This is a genomic window from Klebsiella sp. PK18, assembly GCF_057784655.1.
Genome location: NZ_CM173493.1, coordinates 4,087,509 through 4,107,729, shown reverse-complemented (window position 1 = coordinate 4,107,729; position 20,221 = coordinate 4,087,509). Strand labels below are relative to the sequence as shown.

Here is a 20,221-nt window from a genome sequence, read left to right as displayed (position 1 = left end):
GCGGGCATCCGCTCACTCATCCATCCACTGACTTACCGCCTGATTAATCATCGCCAGCACGCTGAGCAGCAGCATCCGCTGCTGCGCTTCCAGCCGCAGATAACGGCGCAGCGGCGGCATTTTACAGACCACTTCGCTGGCGGCCCAGGGTTCAATGCTGCAGCGCCAGCCGCTACTATCAAAGGTCAGCGAAAAGCGGCGGTAATCCAGCTCGCTTAAGGTCTGCTGGAGATTAGGAAAACCGTTGAGATAGCCGGCGAGTTCCTCGCTGTCTTTGCCGCCGATAAAGCGGATCGGCTGGCGTTTCCACCAGCCGGATTGATGGGCGCGAATGTTACCGCGAGCGGGCCGGGTCACCGGCCCCTCGACGACAAACTCGCAGCTGTGAATGCTGGCCATAAACAGCCGCTTCTGACGCACGCTGAAGGTCACGGCGGTGGCGTCGTTCAACCGCAGCAATGCGCTGCGTTCGCTCAGCTTTTCGCACGGCCAGCCCGCCAGATCGCGCTGCACCGCGTTCATTAACGGCGTCTCAAACCAGGGGACGGAGGACATCTGGCGTCATCTCCCCGCGGGTCTGTTTTTCATAATTGTTGATGGCGCGCTCCACCACCTCTTCCACTACCAGCGGCTTGAACGGATTGACGCGCTGCACGCACACCGTCCAGAACAGGGCGTAAGCGGCGGTCAGGCCGAGCATTATGCCGAACGGCACCAGCACCTGGCGGCTGTCCATCCCCGGCGGCGTGATATTGACGATAGCGATGATGATCCCGACGCTGGAGATAATCTGCGGCAGCGGGAACCACGGCGAGCGGTAGGCGCGCGGCAGGTCCGGGCGGCGAATGCGCAGCATCACCACCGACAGCGTCACCAGCAGATAGGCGACGCCCCAGGCGCAGACCGCGGCGAGGATCAGCGGCACGATGCGGTCCAGATCGCCGTTCAGATACCAGGCGTGCAGGCAGGGGATCGCCACCCCGATGGCAATGGCGATCACCGGCGTCTTAAAGCGCGGGTGCAGCCAGGTCAGGAAGCGGGGCAGCGCGCCGTCCAGCGCCATGCCGTAGATAATACGCGGCACGGCGGCCATCAGCGTATTGATGGTGGCGCAGCCGGCCAGCAGCAGCCCGACCCCCAGCCAGTACTGGCCGGCGTGGCCCATCACCCGTTCGGCGAAGGCCGGGATCGCCATCGGTGTATCCAGCAGATGGACGTTGTTGGCCGCGTCGAGCACGGTATTCTCCACCTGGCGGTTGATCGCCGCGCCGTAGATAAACATGCAGCTGGCGACTCCCAGCAGGCCCAGCGCCATCGCCCGCGGAATAGTGCGGTGGGCCTGTTTAATCTCCGGCGCCATCGGCGTCACCAGTTCGCAGCCGACGAACATAAACATCGCCATGCCGATATAGCCGAACAGACCGTTGATATCGCTGATGTTCAGCGGCGTGCCGAACCAGCCGGAAAGATGAGTCACCGGCGCCATAAAAATGCCACACAGGCCGAAAATAGTCAGTGTGGTCCACATGCCGAAGGTCAGCACCACTTCGACCTTGCCGAAGATTTCCACGCCGATGGCGTTGAGCAAGCCGAAAATCACCACCATGCCGACACCCACCATCCAGGTGTTCTGGTGGGCGGCCATCTGAGCGTTGATCGATTCGAAGTTTACCAGCGCCATAATGCCCGCCAGGATCGTCTCCGCCGTCCCGGCGAAAATATGGACGATCAGATAGGCGCACAGCGCGCCGGTGATAGCGAAGAAGCGGCCCATGCCGCAGGAGATATAGTCGTACACCGAACCGGTGGTAGGAATGAGCGTCGCCGCCTCGGCAAAGGTGGTGACCTGCGCCTGCATCATAATAAAGGCCAGCAGCACCGCCAGCGCGAAGGTATCGCCGCCCATGCCGAAGCCGCTGGTGACCGTCAGGATCACCGGGCTGGCCATGATCAGCCCGACGGAGCTGGCGAGGGTGGTCGGGAAGCCGACGACGCCGCGCTCAAGATGGCTGGCGAGTCTGTTACTAAACATAGTCAACCTCTGCACAATAATGGGGTAGGGCAGGGAATAGCCAGCGCCACTCCCGGATAGTCATAATTTAGGCGGGCATCCTGCTCAATGAATATCGTCCGGAAGGTGGAGGGCGGCGCATGATTCTGTGACGCAGTCGATGAATGTCGCGGTGGATAAACAACATGACCCCGAAACCCGGGGCCATCCGTCTTGCCACGGTGCGCGTATTTCTGCCGGATGGCGGCTGCGCCTTATCCGGCCTACGGTCCGTGCGGCCTGCCTTTAATTTACTCACCATGCTGACTGAAACTGCCGGTGTTGGCGGCCTCAAAACCCCCGGTGGCGCTGCTGCTTACCGGGGCTACAGCGCTGTGCGATTTGGTAGCCCGGAGAAGGCGCAATGCGCCGCCTCCGGGTCCCCCTGTGCGCTCCCTGCGCCGCCGGGCATTATCAGCGTGTTAGCGCGTCTCGACGTTCGCCAGGTAGTGCTTCACAAAGCGCGGCGTCAGGATTTTCCACTCCACTTCGGTGCCCTGTTTAACAAACCAGCTGTCGCCCGGCGCAAAGCGCTGCGGCTCACCACCGGCGACGGTCAGCTCCACTTCGCCTTCCAGCACGGTGGCATGCTCGGTAAACGGATAGGTCATGGTAAAGCTCCCCTCAGTGGACGAAAACAGTCCGCAAGTGAAGGCGTCCTGCGGCTCGCCGTAGATCATCGCCCCGGCCACCTGCGGGTCTCCCGCGGTCGGCGTCGCGCCGAGCAGGCTGACGCTGCCGATCGGCTGCAGGTCAGGTACCGGGTGTTTAAGTTTAAAAGCGTGCATAGCGTTCTCCTGGTTAACTCCGGCCTTTCCAGAAACCGGCGGTTTGATGCATCAATTTTCCGGCTGTGACTAATAGCAAGCGCAGGCTGTCACGGCCGTGGATGGTCGCGTGGGGGATGCTGCTCAGCAGGCGATAGCGGTCGGAACCGCCGTTGATCCCTTCGGCGAGGATTTTGCACACGATGTGCGACGGGGTGACGCCGAAGCCGGAGTACCCCTGGACGAAAAAGACGTTGTTGTGATCGCGTAGGGTGCCGATCTGCGGGAACAGGTTGGCGCTACAGGCCATCGGCCCGCCCCAGGCGAAATCGATCTTCACATCCTTCAGATAGGGGAAGACCTCCGCCAGCAGGGTGCGATTCCAGGCGGCGAAATCGTTCGGCGTATATTCCACAAAGCGAGTCGCGCTGCCGAACAGCAGGCGATTTTCCCGGGTGACGCGGTAGTAGTTAATCACCGGGCGAATATCGCTGAAGGCGCCGCGCAGTGGGCTGATGCGCTCGATCAGTTCATCGGAAAGGGGCTCGGTCGACACCTGATAGGAGTAGGTCACCAGCGTCTTGTTGTAGATCTCCGGCTCCATATTGTTGAGGAAGCTGTCGCAGGCCCACAGTAGTTTGGCGGCTTTGACGCTGCCCATCGCGGTGCGTACCCGCACCTGTTTGCCGTAATTCACCTCCACCACTGGCGAGGATTCGAAGATCTTTACCCCCAGCGAATGGGCGGCCTGCGCCGAACCGAGCAGCATATTGAGCGAATGGATCTGCCCGCCGCCCATATGTTTCAGCGCGCCGCAGTAGACCTCGGAGCCAACCACCTGCTGCACCTCTTTGCCGGTATACAGTTCGATTTCTTCATCCGGGGTAGCGGCTTTAAACTCCTTCTCCCACTGGCGCAGCGTTTTGAGCTGCCGCTGGTTATAGGCGAGATAGCCGTAGCCGGGGACGAAATCGGCGTCGATATGGTATTTGCGGATGCGTTCGCGAATGATGCCCGCGCCGAGGTTGGCGATTTTAAACAGCGTCTCCAGCCCCTCTTTGCCGACGTGCTTTTTCACCGCTTCGATGTCGTGACCGATACCGGCCATCACCTGGCCGCCGTTGCGCCCGGTACCGCCGTAGCCAAGATGGCGCGCCTCCAGCACCACCACGTTGGTGATACCCTGTTCCGCCAGCTCAAGGGCGGTGTTAATCCCCGAGAAGCCGCCGCCGATAATCACCACGTCGGCTTCAATATCTTCCCGCAGCGCCGGGAAATGGAGGTGGTATTTCTTCGTCGCGCCGTAGTAGTTCAGCGCATCGATTTTAATGTTCATCGCGTTACCCTGTGGTCTTGCCTGGCTCAAGGTCCTCATCACAGCACGCCATGCGGGCGTTGAATATCGTCCGGAAGAATGACGTTCTTTAGAACGATGGGCGGCGCAGAGCAACCGTGCTGTGATAGGCCAACTTTGCTAAAAAAACGGGTGCTGACGATGAGCGAGATAACCTTACTGGCGGAAGTGACCGCCTTTTTACGCCAGCCACACGGGCAGTTTATTGCCGGTCAACGTGAGGCGGGCCACGGCGCGCCGTTCGCGGTGGTTAACCCGGCCACCGGTCAGGCAATTGCTGAGGTGACGGCAGCGGATGTGGATCAGGCGGATCGCGCCATGGAGAGCGCCCGCCAGGCGTTCAGTCAGTGGCGTGAGATGCCGACGCTGGCGCGCGGTACGCTGCTGTTGAAGCTGGCGGATGCCCTGGCTGAGCATCGCGAAGCGCTGGCGCAGCTGGAAAGTCTCTGCTCCGGCAAGACCATCATGCTGGCGCGGATGTTGGAGCTGGATCAATCGGTGGCGTTTTTGCGCTACTTCGCCGGCTGGGCGGGGAAAGTCACCGGCGAAACGCTGGATGTCTCGCTCCCCTCCATGAACGGTGAGAAATATACCGCCTTCACCCGCCGCCAGCCGCTGGGGGTGGTGGTCGGCATCGTGCCGTGGAACTTCTCCATCATGATTGCCATCTGGAAGCTGGCGGCGGCCCTGGTCTGCGGCTGCACCATCGTCCTCAAACCGAGCGAGTATACGCCGCTGACGCTGCTGCGCGTGGCGGAGCTGGCGAAAGCGGTGGGTATCCCGGATGGGGTGATTAACGTGGTCAACGGCACCGGCGGCGAGATTGCCCAGCGGCTGATGACGCATCCGGCCTGCGCCAAGGTGAGCTTCACCGGCTCGGTGGCCACCGGTGAAAAAGTCCAGCAGTCGGCCTGCGCGTCAGGTAAACGGGTGACCCTTGAACTGGGGGGCAAAAACGCCGCGCTGTTCCTCGATGACCTGACGCCGGAGGCGATGGTCAACGGCATTATTGAAGCCGGCTACCTGAACCAGGGGCAGATTTGCGCCGCTGCGGAGCGTTTTTATCTGCCGCAGGGCAAACTGGATGCAGTGCTGGCGCTGCTGAAAGACAAGCTCAGCGCCTTCGCGCCGGGATCGCCGCTGGATGAACAGACGCTGATGGGGCCGCTGGCCAACCGCCAGCAGTACGAGAAAGTGCTCAAACTGATCCAGACCGCGCGCGACGAGGGGGATACCATCGTCTGCGGCGGCGAAGCGCTGCCGGGAGAGGGGTATTTCCTGCAGCCGACTGCGGTCAAAGTCCGCAGCGAAGAGAGCACCCTGATGCGCGAGGAGACCTTCGGTCCGGTATGCAGCTTTATCGGCTATCGCAGTGAAGAAGAGGCGCTGGCGCGGATCAATGCGTCGCCATATGGCCTGGCGGCCAGCGTCTGGTCCGATAATATTCGCCAGGCGCTGCGCTACTCGGAGGCGATTGACGCCGGCATCGTGTGGGTCAATATGCATACCTTCCTCGACCCGGCGGTACCGTTCGGCGGCATGAAGGGCTCGGGCATCGGACGCGAATTCGGCAGCGCGTTTATCGATGATTATACGGAGCTGAAGTCGGTGATGGTGCGCTATTAACCGCCGCTCAGCGACATAGCGCAGGCATTTGTCGTTTTGCGCCAGATGGGCGACACATCCTGCGCCTTCTGGCCCTGAAACCGGGAGGGGGCACTGCCTCGCTTCCGGGACTCTTTTCCCGTCACGGATCCTGTCTTCCCCTCGTAATCCGCCATTGCCGTAAAAAAAATCAGCAGATTATCTTTTTTGCCCGCCAGGACTTGTTTGACATTAGATAATGAGTATAGTTCTCATTCTCTTTTTCATTCGTAATTTTGGCAAGGTTCGAGCTGCGCCAGTGAGTCGTTCACTAAGAGTCGCGAAGGCGTAGGGTGACGTAAAGACAGCAGGCTGGAAACAGACAATATCGGTCGCTGCGCGTCCATCGGGTCATTGATTTTTTATAGGGTTGATCCAATGAAATACACACTTCCGACGTTGATGCTGGCCATCAGCGCGGCGTTAAGCGGCTGCGCGACGCCTCATTCCTCTGCCGTTTCCCAACCGGTTGTCGACTCGCCAGCCCCTAACGTGGCGCAACCGCTGCAGCGCCAGCTAGCGGAAGGGCTGTACGAGATGGCGTTAAGCCCGCAGGGTGATGCGCTGTACGTCGCCAGCGCCGAAGGCTTTAAAAATGTGCAGGGCGGGGCGGTCTACACACTGGATCCGCACACCCTCAATACCATCGGCCTGACGCACACCGATCTGAAAAACTTCGCTTTACAGCTCTCTGCGGAGGGTAAAACGCTGTATGTCAGCAATTCGCTGGACGGCGGCATCAGCGCTATCGACACCGCCACCGGCAAGGTAAAAAACCGCCTGCTGTTCAGCGAGCGCAATGAAAAAGGTCGCCCTTATGGGGCCCGCCAGCTGCTGTTGCTGAACAATACTCTCTACGTTGGTGCGGTCGCCGACCCGGCGCAAATCTGGGTGGTTGACGCCACCACTCTGAAGCTGAAAACACGGATTAAAAATACCGGTAAATGGATGACCGGCCTGCACTACTCCGCACAAACCGGTCGCGTGTACGCCGCTAACGGCAGCGGTGAAATTCTGGTGATCAACCCACATAACCAGCGCATTGAACAGCGCTGGAAGCCGCTGGGCGACAAGCCAGCGCTGCTGCTTAATATGGCCGAAGATAGCGACACCGGCCGCCTGTTTGTGACTGATAACTCGAAAGCGAAAACCACTCTGGTGCTGGATATCCACAGCGGCAAGCTGCTTAAACAGCTCGACGTCGGCGATTCGCTGGCAGTGCAGTTCAATAAGAAACGCCACGAAATTTATATTTCGCAGCGTGAATCCGGCAAGGTTATCAGCCTTGACGCCAGCCGCTACACGCTGAAGAAAAGCTGGGCGCTGCCGGCCAATCCCAACAGCCTGCTGCTTTCCGCCGATGGTCAGACGCTATTTGTCACCGTCAAACAGCCCTTCAATAAAGACCACTCCACAAAAGGCCCGGACAGCGTCGTACGCATTGACCTGAACGCGCAATAAAAATAACGGGTCCGGCGACGGGCCCTTTGATTCATTTATCCTCATCCATGGGGCAAATTATGCACACCACGCACTATTCATCCTTCCCGCTGCGTAAAACGCTGCTGGCCTTAGCCATCGGCGCTGCCAGTCAAACGGCGATGGCCGCGGACGCTGCCGCCGCGAAGCAACCTGGCGAAGAGACCCTCATCGTCGAGGCTAACGAAACCAGCGATTTTAAATCCGGCGGCGACCTGGTGGTTCCGGCATTCCTCGACGGGCAGATCGCTCACGGCGGCCGTCTGGGGATGCTTGGCGAACAAAAGGCGATGGACGTTCCTTTTAACGTTATCGGCTATACCTCGAAGCTGATTCAGGATCAGCAGGCGAAAACCATCGCCGATGTCGTCAGTAACGACGCTGGCGTGCAGGCCGTACAGGGCTACGGCAACTTCGCCGAGACCTATCGAATCCGCGGGTTTAAGCTCGATGGCGATGACATGACCATGGGCGGTCTGGCGGGCGTGGTGCCGCGTCAGGTGATGGACACCCAGATGCTGGAGCGCGTTGAAATTTTCAAAGGAGCTAACAGCCTGCTTAACGGTGCGGCCAGCAGCGGCGTCGGCGGGATGATTAACCTTGAGCCGAAACGGGCGGAAGATCTGCCGACCGCGCGCGTTGGCGTCGACTATACCTCTGATTCTCAGGTGGGCGGCACCCTCGACCTGGGACGCCGTTTCGGCGACAACAACCAGTTCGGCGCCCGGGTCAACCTGGTGCATCGCGAGGGTGAAGGCGCTATCGATAATGATAAACGTCGTACTACGCTGGCTTCGCTGGGGCTTGATTACCGCGGCGACCGTTTCCGCTCCTCGCTCGATTTCGGCTACCAGAAGAAAACGTTCCACGGCGGTACGATGGGCGTCAATATCAGCGGCGTGGATTTCGTTCCGGCGCTGCCGGACAACAGCAAAAACTACAGCCAGAAGTGGGGCTATAGCGATATCGAAAGCGAATTCGGCATGGCGAAGGCAGAATACGACCTGACCGATAGCTGGACGGTATACAGCGCCCTTGGCGGCCAGCATTCGCATGAAATTGGTACCTACAGCGCGCCGAAGCTTCTGAATAAAAACGGCGATGCGACGGTGGGCCGCCTGGATACTAACCGCATTATCGACGCGATCAGCGGCATGGGCGGGGTACGCGGCGATTTCAATACCGGCGCGATTTCGCATAAGGTGAACCTCGGCTATGCGGCGCAGGTGCATACCGATGCTACCGCCTGGCGGATGTCGGCGAAGAATCCGACCACCAATATCTATGACAACCGTGATGTGGCGATGCCGGATAACGCCTATTTTGGCGGCAACTACCACGATCCGCTGGTCACCTCGCGCAGCCGTACGCAGGGCTGGCTGCTGAGCGACACTCTCGGCTTCTTTAACGATAAGGTGCTGTTTACCGCGGCCGCTCGTCATCAGAAAGTGGTTGTGCGCAACTACAGCAACGCCACCGGACTGGAAGATACCTCTTCGCGTTATACCCAAAGCCGCTGGATGCCGACGTTTGGCCTGGTGTACAAGCCGTGGGAGCAGCTGTCGCTGTATGCTAACCATACCGAAGCGCTGCAGCCGGGCTCTGTGGCGCCGACGACGGCGGCCAATGCCGGGCAGAGTACCGGGATCGCGCACTCGAAGCAGGACGAAGTGGGCGTCAAGATCGACTACGGAACGATCGGCGGATCGCTGGCGCTGTTTGAAATCAAAAAACCGAACGCTATTTCCGATACCGCTGGCAATTACGGCCTCGACGGCGAGCAGCGTAACCGCGGCGTAGAGATGAACGTCTTCGGCGAGCCGATGCTGGGGCTGCGTCTTAACGCCAGTACGGTGTGGCTGGATGCCAAACAGACTAAAACCGCTAAAGGCGCAACCGACGGTAAAGATGCCATCGGGGTGGCTAACTTCTACGCGGTGCTCGGCGCCGAGTATGATATCAAGCCGGTGGAAGGCCTGACCGCCACTGCGCGCGTCAATCATAGCGGGTCGCAGTATGCCGATGCGGCCAATACCAAGAAGCTGGATAGCTACACCACCCTGGATTTAGGCCTGCGCTATCGTATGCGCCTGAACGCCGACCAGAACGAAATGACCTGGCGCGTCGGGGTGACCAACGTGACCAACGAGAAGTACTGGTCTGGCATTGACGATACCGGTACCTATCTGTTCGAAGGCGATCCGCGTACCGTGCGCGTCTCAATGAGCTACGACTTCTGACGCTAAAAAAGCGGGGCGGGCGGCTGACGCTCGCCCCGCGCAACTTGCGACAATTCCCCCTAAGTGATAAAAGGTGCCCCTTCACAAAAACACACAGGGGAACGACGTGAAAGACGCGTCAACGTCGTCGGATGCCGTAGAAGAGAGCGGCCCGACGCTTCATCGCGGTTTACAGAACCGACACATTCAACTTATCGCCCTTGGCGGCGCGATTGGTACCGGCCTGTTTCTTGGCATTGGTCCTGCGATTCAAATGGCTGGCCCGGCGGTCTTATTGGGCTACGCCGTGGCCGGGATTGTCGCTTTTCTGATCATGCGCCAGCTGGGCGAGATGGTGGTGGAAGAGCCAGTATCCGGCTCCTTTGCCCACTTTGCCTACAAATACTGGGGCCCGTTCGCTGGTTTCCTGTCCGGCTGGAACTACTGGGTGATGTTCGTGCTGGTAGGGATGGCGGAACTGACCGCCGCCGGGATCTACATGCAGTACTGGCTCCCCGACGTGCCCACCTGGGTTTGGGCGGCGGCCTTCTTCCTCATTATTAACGCCGTCAACCTGGTCAACGTCCGTCTGTATGGCGAAGCGGAGTTCTGGTTCGCACTGATTAAGGTGCTGGCGATTATCGGCATGATTGCCTTTGGCCTGTGGATGCTGTTTGGCGGCCACGGCGGCAGCAAAGCCGGGTTCGACAACCTGTGGAAACACGGCGGCTTCCTCGCCACCGGCTGGCACGGTCTTATTCTGTCGCTGGCGGTGATTATGTTCTCCTTCGGCGGGCTGGAACTTATCGGCATCACCGCCGCCGAAGCGCAAAACCCGGAAAAGAGCATCCCGAAAGCGGTGAACCAGGTGGTTTATCGTATCCTGCTGTTCTATATCGGTTCGCTGGTGGTGCTGCTGGCGCTCTACCCGTGGGTGGAGATCAAATCCGACAGCAGCCCGTTTGTGATGATTTTCCATCATCTCGACAGCAACATGGTGGCCTCCGCGCTGAACTTCGTCATTCTGGTGGCCTCGCTGTCGGTCTATAACAGCGGTGTGTACTCCAACAGCCGGATGCTGTTCGGCCTGTCGGTGCAGGGCAATGCGCCGACGTTCCTCGCCCGCGTCAGCAAACGCGGCGTGCCGGTGAATTCGCTGCTGCTGTCAGGCGTCATTACCTCGCTGGTGGTGGTGCTGAACTACCTGCTGCCGCATGAAGCGCTGGGGCTGCTGATGGCCCTGGTGGTGGCGACGCTGCTCCTGAACTGGATCATGATCTGTATGGCGCACCTGAAGTTCCGTGCCGCCCAGCGCCGCAAAGGGCGTGAATCGAAGTTCAAAGCGCTGCTGGCGCCCGCCAGCAACTACTTCTGCATTGCTTTCCTTGGGTTGATTCTGGTGCTGATGTGCACTATCGACGGCATGCGCCTGTCGGCAATCCTGCTGCCGGTGTGGATCCTGTTCCTGTTTATCGCCTTCAAACTGCTGCGCCGCCCGGCGTAAGCGAGACGTCCCGCCGTCCGGCGGGGCTGCCTGCCTTTTTATTGTGATCCTCTTCGCAGGTGGGGAATTTGCCTGACGATCTTCTTTTTGTAATCGATTACTTTTGTGTTGAGCGATTTTGTAATCGATTACTTTTCTGAGGGCGAGCAACATGGTCACAACAACAGAAGGTCGGGAAAGTGTCCGCGTGAGCCACCGTTTTCTGGTGCCGCGGTTGTCGTTAATGATGTTTATGCAGTTCTTTATCTGGGGCAGCTGGTCGGTGACCCTGGGGCTGGTGATGACCCGCTATGAGATGTCACTGCTGATCGGCGATGCGTTCTCCGCCGGGCCGATCGCCTCCATCCTGTCCCCCTTTGTGCTGGGGATGCTGGTGGACCGCTTTTTCGCCTCGCAGAAGGTGATGGCGGTGATGCACCTGGCCGGGGCGGCGATCCTGTGGTTTGTCCCCCAGGCGCTGGTGGCGCAGAACGGCGCCCTGCTGATTGGCCTGCTGTTCGGCTATACGCTGTGCTATATGCCGACCCTGGCGCTGACCAACAATATTGCGTTCCACAGCCTGGCCAATATCGATAAAACCTTCCCGGTGGTCCGCGTGTTCGGCACCATCGGCTGGATTATCGCCGGGATCTGCATCGGGGTGACCGGCATCTCTGATACCACCGGCATCTTCACCGTGGCGGCGCTCTGTTCGGTGGCGCTGGCGATCTACAGCCTGACGCTGCCCCATACCCCGGCGCCGGCCAAAGGCATGCCGGTGCAGTTTCGCGATCTGCTGTGCGCGGACGCCTTCGCGCTGCTGAAAACCCGTCACTTCCTGATTTTCTCCCTCTGCGCCACCTTAATTTCCGTGCCGTTAGGCACCTATTACGCCTATACCGCGTCGTATCTGGCGGATGCCGGCGTCAAGGATGTCAGCACCGCGATGTCGTTCGGCCAGATGTCAGAGATCGTCTTTATGCTGGTGATCCCGCTGCTGTTCCGTCGCCTCGGGGTGAAATATATGCTGCTCATCGGCATGGTGGCGTGGTTTGTCCGCTACGCCTTTTTTGCCCTCGGGGTCAGCGAAGAGGGGCGCTTCCTGCTCTATCTGGGCATTTTGCTGCACGGCGTGTGCTATGACTTTTTCTTTGTCGTCGGTTTTATCTACACCGACCGCGTGGCGGGCGAGAAGGTCAAAGGCCAGGCGCAGAGCATGATTGTGATGTTCACCTACGGGATCGGCATGCTGCTGGGCTCGCAGATCTCCGGCGCGCTGTATAACCATCTGGTGGCCGGCCAGAGCGTGCCGCAGGCCTGGGTGACCTTCTGGTGGATCCCGGCGGTGGCCGCCGCGGTTATCGCGCTGATTTTCCTTTTCTCTTTCCAGTACAACGAGAAAGAGCCGCACTAATTTTTCAGGAGGGGGTATGAAAACGATTAAGGGACCGGGCATTTTTCTGGCGCAGTTTATCGGCCCGCAGGCGCCGTTCAACACCCTGGCGGGGATGGCGCAGTGGGCCGCCGGCCTGAGGTACAAGGCATTGCAGATCCCCTGCAACCACCCGGCGATTTTCGATGTCGAGCGGGCGGCGGCGAGCCAGACCTACTGCGACGAGGTCCGCGGCACCCTGGCGGAGCATGGGCTGGTCATCAGCGAGCTGTCCACTCATCTTGAAGGGCAACTGGTGGCGGTGCATCCGGCGTATGACGCGGCGTTTGACGCCTTTGCCCCAGCCGCGTTACATGGCGATCCGCAGGCGCGCCAGCGCTGGGCGGTGGAGAAAGTGCGCCAGGCGGCAGTGGCCTCCGGCCGTCTGGGGCTGAAGGCCCATGCGACCTTTTCCGGGGCGCTGGCATGGCCCTTTTTTTATCCGTGGCCGCCGCACAATCAGCCGCTTCTGGATGAGGCCTTTGCCGAGCTGGCCCGGCGCTGGCGGCCGCTGCTGGACCACTTCGACGAACAGGGCGTCGATGTCTGCTATGAGATCCACCCCGGCGAAGATCTGCACGATGGCGTGACCTTTGAGCGTTTTCTCGCGCTGGTGGATAACCATCCGCGCTGCAATATGCTCTATGACCCGAGCCACCTGCATCTGCAGCAGATGGACTATCTGACCTATATCGATATCTATCACTCGCGTATTAAAGCGTTTCACGTCAAGGACGCCGAATTTCGCCGCAACGGGCGCAATGGCGTCTATGGCGGATACCAGCCCTGGCAGCAGCGGGCCGGGCGTTTCCGCTCTCCCGGCGACGGGCAGATCGACTTCAAAGGGGTGTTCAGTAAGCTGACCGAATATGATTTTGACGGCTGGGCGGTGCTGGAGTGGGAGTGCTGCCTGAAGGACGCCGAGACCGGCGCGCGCGAGGGCAGCGAGTTTATCCGCCGCCATATCATTCCCGTTGCCGGACGGGCCTTCGATGACTTTGCCGCCGGCGGGAGGGAATAACATGATTCAGGTTGCGATAATCGGGGCAGGGTTTATTGGCCCGGCGCATCTGGAGGCGCTGCGGCGGCTGGGAGATGTCGAGGTCGTGGCGCTGTGCGACAGCCGCCTTGAGGCGGCGCAGCGCAAGGCGCAGGCGCTGAACATTGCCCATGCCTACGACAGCGTGGAGGCGCTGCTGGCCCATCCGGGGCTGCAGGTGGTGCATAACTGTACACCGAACCATCTGCATGCCCAGATTAACCGGCAGATCCTCGCCGCCGGGCTGCACGTCTTCTCGGAAAAGCCGCTGTGTATGACGGCGGAGGAAGCGCGGGAGCTGGTGGCGCTTGCCGCCCGGGCCGGCGTGGTGCATGGCGTCAGCTTCGTCTATCGCCAGTTCGCCATGGTCCAGCAGGCGGCGGCGATGATCCGCCATGGCGATGTTGGCAGGATCTTCGCGGCGCACGGCAGCTATTTACAGGACTGGATGCTGCTGGAGACCGACTACAACTGGCGGGTCGATTCGGCGCAGGGCGGCGCGTCGCGGACGGTGGCCGACATCGGCTCCCACTGGTGCGATACCGTGCAGTTTATGTCCGGTCGGCGGATTGTCGAGGTGATGGCGGATCTGTCTATCGTCTGGCCGACGCGTAAAGCGCCAGTCAATGGCAAAGCGACCTTCAGCGCCGTTCACGAGGCGCAGGCATATGAAACCCGGCCTGTCGATACTGAGGACTTTGGCTCGGTGCTGTTGCGTTTTGACGATGGCAGCAAAGGCAGCTTGATGGTCTCCCAGGTGAGCGCCGGGCGGAAAAACCGTCTGGCGGTGGAGATTAACGGCAGCCTCTGTTCTCTGGCCTGGGATCAGGAAGTGCCCCAGCGACTGTGGATCGGCCACCGCGAGCAGCCGGATCGCCTGCTCAGCGACGACCCGAGCCTGCTGCGGCCGGAGGCCGCCGCCAGCGCCCATTATCCCGGCGGCCATATTGAGGGCTGGCCGGATGCCTTCAAGAATATGATGGGGCATTTTTATCAGGCGGTGCGCGCCGGGAAGATGCCGGAGGCCGGGGCCCGGCGCTTCGCCGCTTTCGACGACGGCGCCGATGTGATGTACATCATCGAGGCGATCGTCAAAAGCCATCAGCAGCAGCGCTGGGTCAGCGTCGAACGCTGAGCGCAGGCGGGGCGCAGGATTATTTCACCCCAAGATAGCCGTCGAGATAGGCACCGGAGAGCTCGTTGCCGAACAGGACGGCATCTTTATTTTCCATCGCATTATCCCATTTGTCGCTGGCGTTGCCGGTAAAGGCGTGCTCGGTGCGGGTGCCCTGCGCCGCCTGTTGTTTGATGGCCTCAGCGGTGCGGCGGGCGTCGCTTTCACTCATGCCAGCGGCTTTATCCTGCTGGCCGCGGGCGTACATTGCCGTGAAGGTCGGCAGGTTTAAACGGTAATTTTCCTGGCGGTTGACGGTGAAATTACCGCCGACAAAATCGGAGCGGTGGGCGACAAACGCGTAAGCGTGGCGTTCCGGTGACGATTTTGACGAGGTGCAGCCGGTGATCGTTGCCAGGGCACAGCTGAGGGCGAGAACCGCGGTGGAGAGCCTCATGGAGATATCATCCTTAATCATAAATGAAGAAATAGGGCGCCAGGGGGCTGTCGCCAGAGCGCGAACCGGGTGGAACGGCAAAAGGATGCGCGTTAACGGCGTGGGAGAGAAGCCCTGATTTTTAATAGTTTTCTCGTGCGTTCCCGCGCTTTCGCGCCAGGCTGGCAGGCTGACCAGAGGTCATTTATGATAGCCTGCAGGATCCACCTCTATCGCAGGAAGTGCAGGGTTTATGTCTATTCAGAAAATTGCTCGTCTGGCCGGCGTCTCGGTGGCCACGGTGTCGCGGGTGCTGAACAACAGCGATACGGTAAAAGCCAAAAACCGTGAGCGCGTGCTGCAGGCGATCAAAGAGAGCAACTATCAGCCGAACCTGCTGGCGCGTCAGCTGCGAACCGCTCGCAGCAATATGATCCTGGTGATGGTCTCCAATATCGCTAACCCCTTTTGCGCCGAGGTGGTGAAAGGGATAGAAGAAGAGGCGGAGAAGAATGGCTACCGCATTCTGCTGTGTAACTCCGGGTCGGATCTGGCCCGCTCGACCTCGGGCCTGCAGCTGCTCTCCGGCAAAATGGTCGACGGCATTATTACCATGAACGCGCTCTCCAGCCTGCCGGAACTGACCACCATGATTGGCGATGCGCCCTGGGTGCAGTGCGCGGAGTATGCCGACACCGGCAGCATCTCCTGCGTCGGGATTAACGACGTCGAGGCGGCTCAGGGGGCGGTGTCCCGACTGGCCGATAGCGGCCGCCGCCGCATTGCGCTCATTAATCACGACCTGAGCTATCGCTATGCCCGTCTGCGCGAGCGCGGCTATAAAAGCGTGCTGCACGTGCACGGTCTGGTGTATCAGCAGGTGACTTACGCGCAGGATCTTAGCGCGGCGGCCGGTAAACGGGCGATGGAGCAGCTGCTGTCGCAAGACGAGCAGCCCGACGCGGTGTTTGCCGTTTCGGACTCACTTGCTGCCGGGGCGCTGCGGGCGATTGACCAGGCCGGACTGCGGGTGCCGGAGGATATCGCGGTGATCGGCTTCGACGGCACCGAGCTGGCGGAAGTGGTCTCCCCGCAGCTGACCACCGTCGAACAGCCCTCCCGGGCGATCGGCCGCACGGCGGTGGTCCTGTTAATGAAACGCATCGACGATCCCGACGCCGCCGTCGAGCGGGTGATGATGGACTGGCGCGTGATAGCCCGCGCCAGCGCCTGAGGATCAGCGGGAGAAGGCGCCCGCCAGCGCGCGAATGTCGTTGCCGGTGGGCGTTTGATGAATGCGTAAGCCAAACTCCTCCACCACGGCGAAGACATGGTCGAAAATATCCGCCTGGATCCCCTCATATTCCGCCCACACCACGGTGTTGGTGAAGCAGTAGATCTCGATGGGCAACCCGTTGGCATCCGGCGCCAGCTGGCGCACCATCAGGGTCATATCCTGGCGGATGCGTGGATGATGGCGTAAATACTCCTGCAGATAGGCGCGGAAGGTGCCGACATTGGTCATTCGCCGCTCATTGAGAACCGACTGTTCCCCGGCGTACTGCTGGTTCCAGGCGCTAATCTCCTCGTGGCGCGAATCCATATAGGGCTTAAGCAACTTCGCCCGGATCAGGCGCTGCTGCTCCTGTTCATCAAGAAAATGAATGCTGGTGGTGTCGATGTTAAGGCTGCGTTTGATGCGGCGGCCGCCGGAGGCCGACATGCCGCTCCAGTTTTTAAACGAGTCGGAGACCAGCGACCAGGTTGGAATGGTGGTGATGGTGTTGTCCCAGTTGCGTACCTTGACCGTGGTGAGGCCGATATCGATCACCGCGCCGTCGGCGCCGTACTTCGGCATCTCCAGCCAGTCGCCAAGCTTGAGCATATCGTTGGCAGAGAGCTGGATACCGGCCACCAGACCGAGGATCGGATCTTTAAACACCAGCATCAGCACCGCGGCCATCGCGCCGAGCCCGCTAATCAGGATCGCCGGTGACTGGCCTATCAGCAGGGAAATAATCAGGATGCCGATAATAATCGCCGTCACCAGCTTAATCCCCTGGAATATGCCCTTCAGCGGCAGCTGTGAGGCGGCGGGAAATTTCTGCGCCAGCTTTAAGATCACATCCAGCAGCGAGAAGAAGGACAGCATGGCATATATCATCACCCATAGCTGAGCCACGGTGGTTAATATTTCCGCGGCCTCGCTGCCTTTTTGCAGCCACAGCACCGCCTGCACGTTGACGATGATCCCCTGCAGGGTAAAGGCCAGTCGGTGAAAGAGTTTATTCTGCGTGATGATTTGCAGCCACAGATGGCTGCTGGCCAACGCCCGTTTTTCGAACGCGCGCAGGACCACTTTGTGCAATATCAGATGCACGACCACGGCGGTGAATAAGATAATGCCGAAGATAATCATCAGCGAGCGGGTGGGGGTTATTTCGATTCCTAAGGCGGCAATTTGCGATATTAATTCCTGCATAACGTCTCCTGAATATCCAGCGGGTATGATGACCGCTGGATAGCTATTATGCAAATCACCGCCGCCGGTATTACGACGCTACCGTCGCCGGCTGTCGGTTGAGATGATGGCGCAGCCACAGCGCGATGGCCCCCAGCAACAGCATCATGACCACCTCGACCAGCAGAAAATCAATCAGCGCCTGCGGATAGTTCCCGCCGCCGCGGCGGGCCAGCGCGAGGAACAGCGAACCGAGGATGGCTGGCCCGAGACCGAGGGTCGCCTGCTGCAGGGTGCTGAGGATGGCGCTCCCGGCCCCGGCGTCGCTGGCGCTGATATCGCGCATGCCAATCCGGTAAAAGCTGTTGACGATCAGCGCCTGGCCGTAGCCGATCAGCGCCGTGGCGGGGACCAGCGTCAGGGCGGTGGTAGCGATGCCGAAGCGGGAGAAGGTGGCGCACAGCAGCAGTAGCCCGGCGATCTGCACCGCCAGACCGGTCAACAGGATCCGCCCCATGCTGTGGCGGGCGATAAGCCGCGGGGCATACAGCGCCGAAATAAAATAGGCCACGCCGAGGGCGATAAAGCTATTGCCGGACTGCCACGGCGCCATCCCCAGCCCCTCCTGCATGGTCAGCGCCATGCAGAACATAAAGCCGGACCAGGCGCTGAAAAACAGCAGGGCGATGGCCATGCCGAAGCGGATGCTGGTCAACTGCAGCAGACGCGGCGGCAGCAGGGGATGGTCGCCGCGCTGCTGCTGGCGCAGGGCGCTCTGACGCATGGCGAACATGAGCGGCAGGACAGCCACCAGCATCAGCTGCAGCCACAGCGGCCAGTGCAGCTCCGGACCGAGGGCCATCGGGAACAGCAAGCAGCAGAGGATCAGCGCGAGGTACAGCGTGCCCAGCCAGTCAATACGCGACGGCGTCTCGCGACGGGTTTCCGGCACATAGCGGCGGCTCAGAGCCAACACCAGCAGGCAGATCGGCACATTGATAAAAAAGGCGTTGCGCCAGCCCAGCCCGGCGATGTCCGCCGATACCAGCCAGCCGCCGCCCATCTGTCCGACAATAAAGGCGATCCCGCCGATGCCGCCATACAGGCTGATAGCCCGGGCGTGGGCGGGGCCTTTGAGGGTCACGTGCAGAGTGGCGAGGATCTGCGGCACAATCAGCGCCGCCCCGGTGCCCTGCAGGGTGCGGGCCGCCAGCAGGGCGCCGATGCTGTTCGCCATCCCGCACAGCAGGGAAGCGATGCCAAAGAGGGCGACGCCCCACATAAACAGGCGCCGGCGGCCATAGTTATCGCCAAGCTTACTGCCCATCGCCAGGCAGACGGCAAAGGCGACGCCGTAGAGCGCGACGATAAGCTCCAGCTGCGTGGCGCTGGCCGCCAGGGTGTGGGTGATGGCGTCCAGCGCCACATTGGTGATCGAGGTATCAATAAGCGGCAGCATCTGGCCGCCCAGCAGCAGCAACAGACCGGCGCGGCCGGGTGAAACAGCAGACGTATTCATGGGATTCTCCATTGCGTCATTCAGCAGACCGACGTAGCATTACCGATAAATTAAACGGGTACCAGTTCCTGTCTATACTGGTACTGGCACTACTATGCTGGAGGGGTGATGACCACGATGCCGCAACGGGAGTTGACGATCGCCGTGCCGGACGATCGACGCAAACAGCTGGGGGCATTTTTGCGCGCCCGCCGCGAAAGCCTCGATCCGCAGCGCCTGGGGTTGCCCCGCGTGGGCCGCCGGCGCACGCCGGGCCTGCGTCGGGAAGAGGTGGCGATGCTCGCCGACGTCGGCGTCACCTGGTACACCTGGCTGGAGCAGGGGCGGGAGGTGAATCCGTCGGAGGCGGTGCTGGTGGGGGTCGCGAATGCCCTGCAGTGCAGTCCGCTGGAGACCCGGCACCTGTTCGTACTGGCCGGGCTGACCCCGCCGGAAGCCACCCAGGTGACAGTGTGCGAAGGCATCAGCCCCGGCACCCGCCGGATGCTGGACAGCCTGATGCCGCAGCCAGCCAGCATTCAGAAACCGAACTTTGATATTGTGGCCTGGAACGACAGCTTCTGCCGCCTGATGGGCATCGATTTCGCCACCCTCCCGGAAGAAGATCGCAACTGCATTTATCTCTATCTGACCCATGAGACCTGGCGCAGCCGGATCGAAAATCGCGATGTGCTGCCGACCTTCGTCTCCTATTTCCGCGCCGCGATGGCCGAGCACCGTGGCGATCCGGCGTGGGAAAACAAGCTGGCGCGCTTTTTCGCCGCCTCGTCGGAGTTTGAAGCGCTGTGGCATCAGCGTTACGAGGTGCGCGGTGTGGAAAACCAGATTAAACATTTTAACCACCCGCAGCTCGGGCGATTCAGTCTGCAGCAGATGTACTGGTATTCGGCGCCGCGCAACGGTTCGCGCCTGCTGGTCTATCTGCCGATGGACGAGGCGGGCGAGCAGGCACTGGCGTGGCTGGACCAACATTCATGACAGGGAATCAGATGGTTGAGAATGTGCCATCTTCGGGTATTGCCCGGCAGGGCTTTCATGTTATCTGCGACTTCAGCGCACATTGCGCTCCCGGTTAGTCTTCTGCGTTATGTCTCTCATGGCGCAGGGAGCGCACAGGGGGCGGCCAGTCGCCGCCGCCCCCTGTACCCCCGGGCTCCGGCCAGCAACATCGCCACTGCGTGGTGCCTTCAACTTATCCCTGCAGGCTTCGGGTCGGGCCGAGGC

General features: G+C 60.6%; 16 protein-coding genes. 9 read left to right on the top strand and 7 right to left on the bottom strand.

The annotated features are described in order from the left end of the window. Positions 1 to 12: 12 nt before the first annotated feature. The 4 genes from AC3EMD_RS19975 to AC3EMD_RS19960 all read right to left on the bottom strand — a co-directional run bounded on the left by AC3EMD_RS19975 (position 13) and on the right by AC3EMD_RS19960 (position 4,153). On the bottom strand, positions 13 to 555 hold the full coding sequence (locus AC3EMD_RS19975) for a DUF3156 family protein (RefSeq protein ID WP_071582590.1): 543 nt from the start codon (positions 553 to 555) through the stop codon (positions 13 to 15). Beyond that, positions 533 to 2,032, bottom strand: coding sequence for an APC family permease (locus tag AC3EMD_RS19970; protein ID WP_004183276.1), 1,500 nt, complete (start codon positions 2,030 to 2,032; stop codon positions 533 to 535). Before AC3EMD_RS19970 ends, AC3EMD_RS19975 begins: the two co-directional genes overlap by 23 nt. 440 nt (positions 2,033 to 2,472) lie before the next feature. Next, entirely contained in the window at positions 2,473 to 2,838 is a 366-nt protein-coding gene (locus AC3EMD_RS19965) for a cupin domain-containing protein (RefSeq protein ID WP_002892824.1), read from the bottom strand. 13 nt (positions 2,839 to 2,851) lie between these two features. Beyond that, on the bottom strand, positions 2,852 to 4,153 hold the full coding sequence (locus tag AC3EMD_RS19960; RefSeq protein WP_117108512.1) for an NAD(P)/FAD-dependent oxidoreductase: 1,302 nt from the start codon (positions 4,151 to 4,153) through the stop codon (positions 2,852 to 2,854). Between the two features lie 159 nt (positions 4,154 to 4,312). Here AC3EMD_RS19960 and AC3EMD_RS19955 point away from each other — a divergent pair, with 159 nt between their 5' ends. From AC3EMD_RS19955 to AC3EMD_RS19925, 7 genes are all read left to right on the top strand, one after another. After that, complete coding sequence (locus tag AC3EMD_RS19955) at positions 4,313 to 5,797, top strand: aldehyde dehydrogenase family protein (protein ID WP_022065419.1); 1,485 nt, start codon at positions 4,313 to 4,315, stop codon at positions 5,795 to 5,797. A gap of 396 nt (positions 5,798 to 6,193) precedes the next feature. Next, complete coding sequence (locus AC3EMD_RS19950; RefSeq protein ID WP_012968764.1) at positions 6,194 to 7,276, top strand: YncE family protein; 1,083 nt, start codon at positions 6,194 to 6,196, stop codon at positions 7,274 to 7,276. A 59-nt stretch (positions 7,277 to 7,335) separates the two neighbouring features. Further along, a complete protein-coding gene (locus tag AC3EMD_RS19945) occupies positions 7,336 to 9,534 on the top strand; it encodes a TonB-dependent receptor (RefSeq protein ID WP_022065421.1) in 2,199 nt (732 codons plus the stop codon). Between the two features lie 106 nt (positions 9,535 to 9,640). Next, on the top strand, positions 9,641 to 11,017 hold the full coding sequence (gene pheP / locus AC3EMD_RS19940; protein WP_012968762.1) for a phenylalanine transporter: 1,377 nt from the start codon (positions 9,641 to 9,643) through the stop codon (positions 11,015 to 11,017). A 187-nt stretch (positions 11,018 to 11,204) separates the two neighbouring features. Next, entirely contained in the window at positions 11,205 to 12,410 is a 1,206-nt protein-coding gene (locus AC3EMD_RS19935; RefSeq protein WP_012542531.1) for an MFS transporter, read from the top strand. Positions 12,411 to 12,426: 16 nt separating this feature from the next. Beyond that, a complete protein-coding gene (locus AC3EMD_RS19930; RefSeq protein ID WP_032729529.1) occupies positions 12,427 to 13,449 on the top strand; it encodes a sugar phosphate isomerase/epimerase family protein in 1,023 nt (340 codons plus the stop codon). 1 nt (position 13,450) lies between these two features. Continuing rightward, positions 13,451 to 14,602: a Gfo/Idh/MocA family protein gene (locus AC3EMD_RS19925; RefSeq protein ID WP_088717801.1), complete on the top strand. Its 1,152-nt coding sequence runs from the start codon at positions 13,451 to 13,453 to the stop codon at positions 14,600 to 14,602. Between the two features lie 19 nt (positions 14,603 to 14,621). On the opposite strand, the gene AC3EMD_RS19920 is transcribed toward AC3EMD_RS19925, so the two are convergent. Continuing rightward, a complete protein-coding gene (locus AC3EMD_RS19920) occupies positions 14,622 to 15,038 on the bottom strand; it encodes an Exc2 family lipoprotein (protein WP_004183289.1) in 417 nt (138 codons plus the stop codon). Between the two features lie 232 nt (positions 15,039 to 15,270). Between AC3EMD_RS19920 and AC3EMD_RS19915 the strand changes: the two genes are divergently transcribed. Further along, the gene (locus AC3EMD_RS19915; protein ID WP_302073660.1) at positions 15,271 to 16,251 is read left to right on the top strand and encodes a LacI family DNA-binding transcriptional regulator; all 981 of its coding nucleotides are present in this window, start codon (positions 15,271 to 15,273) and stop codon (positions 16,249 to 16,251) included. A gap of 3 nt (positions 16,252 to 16,254) precedes the next feature. Here AC3EMD_RS19915 and AC3EMD_RS19910 read toward each other — a convergent pair whose 3' ends face one another. Both AC3EMD_RS19910 and AC3EMD_RS19905 read right to left on the bottom strand, forming a co-directional pair. Continuing rightward, the gene (locus AC3EMD_RS19910) at positions 16,255 to 17,499 is read right to left on the bottom strand and encodes a mechanosensitive ion channel family protein (protein ID WP_004202471.1); all 1,245 of its coding nucleotides are present in this window, start codon (positions 17,497 to 17,499) and stop codon (positions 16,255 to 16,257) included. A gap of 70 nt (positions 17,500 to 17,569) precedes the next feature. Beyond that, a complete protein-coding gene (locus tag AC3EMD_RS19905) occupies positions 17,570 to 18,997 on the bottom strand; it encodes an MFS transporter (RefSeq protein ID WP_302073659.1) in 1,428 nt (475 codons plus the stop codon). A gap of 108 nt (positions 18,998 to 19,105) precedes the next feature. On the opposite strand from AC3EMD_RS19905, the gene AC3EMD_RS19900 reads away from it, so the two are divergent. Next, positions 19,106 to 19,975: a helix-turn-helix transcriptional regulator gene (locus tag AC3EMD_RS19900; protein ID WP_063106180.1), complete on the top strand. Its 870-nt coding sequence runs from the start codon at positions 19,106 to 19,108 to the stop codon at positions 19,973 to 19,975. Positions 19,976 to 20,221 lie beyond the last annotated feature (246 nt).

What these genes read in the sequence shown, in the direction of transcription:
- AC3EMD_RS19925 (WP_088717801.1), top strand. Translation starts at nt 13,451, where the DNA reads ATGATTCAGGTTGCGATAATCGGGGCAGGGTTTATTGGCCCGGCGCAT.
- AC3EMD_RS19955 (WP_022065419.1), top strand. Translation starts at nt 4,313, where the DNA reads ATGAGCGAGATAACCTTACTGGCGGAAGTGACCGCCTTTTTACGCCAG.
- AC3EMD_RS19915 (WP_302073660.1), top strand. Translation starts at nt 15,271, where the DNA reads ATGTCTATTCAGAAAATTGCTCGTCTGGCCGGCGTCTCGGTGGCCACG.
- AC3EMD_RS19900 (WP_063106180.1), top strand. Translation starts at nt 19,106, where the DNA reads ATGACCACGATGCCGCAACGGGAGTTGACGATCGCCGTGCCGGACGAT.
- AC3EMD_RS19950 (WP_012968764.1), top strand. Translation starts at nt 6,194, where the DNA reads ATGAAATACACACTTCCGACGTTGATGCTGGCCATCAGCGCGGCGTTA.
- AC3EMD_RS19920 (WP_004183289.1), bottom strand. Translation starts at nt 15,038, where the DNA reads ATGAGGCTCTCCACCGCGGTTCTCGCCCTCAGCTGTGCCCTGGCAACG.
- AC3EMD_RS19960 (WP_117108512.1), bottom strand. Translation starts at nt 4,153, where the DNA reads ATGAACATTAAAATCGATGCGCTGAACTACTACGGCGCGACGAAGAAA.
- AC3EMD_RS19930 (WP_032729529.1), top strand. Translation starts at nt 12,427, where the DNA reads ATGAAAACGATTAAGGGACCGGGCATTTTTCTGGCGCAGTTTATCGGC.
- AC3EMD_RS19945 (WP_022065421.1), top strand. Translation starts at nt 7,336, where the DNA reads ATGCACACCACGCACTATTCATCCTTCCCGCTGCGTAAAACGCTGCTG.
- AC3EMD_RS19970 (WP_004183276.1), bottom strand. Translation starts at nt 2,032, where the DNA reads ATGTTTAGTAACAGACTCGCCAGCCATCTTGAGCGCGGCGTCGTCGGC.
- AC3EMD_RS19975 (WP_071582590.1), bottom strand. Translation starts at nt 555, where the DNA reads ATGTCCTCCGTCCCCTGGTTTGAGACGCCGTTAATGAACGCGGTGCAG.
- AC3EMD_RS19910 (WP_004202471.1), bottom strand. Translation starts at nt 17,499, where the DNA reads ATGCAGGAATTAATATCGCAAATTGCCGCCTTAGGAATCGAAATAACC.
- AC3EMD_RS19905 (WP_302073659.1), bottom strand. Translation starts at nt 18,997, where the DNA reads ATGAATACGTCTGCTGTTTCACCCGGCCGCGCCGGTCTGTTGCTGCTG.
- AC3EMD_RS19965 (WP_002892824.1), bottom strand. Translation starts at nt 2,838, where the DNA reads ATGCACGCTTTTAAACTTAAACACCCGGTACCTGACCTGCAGCCGATC.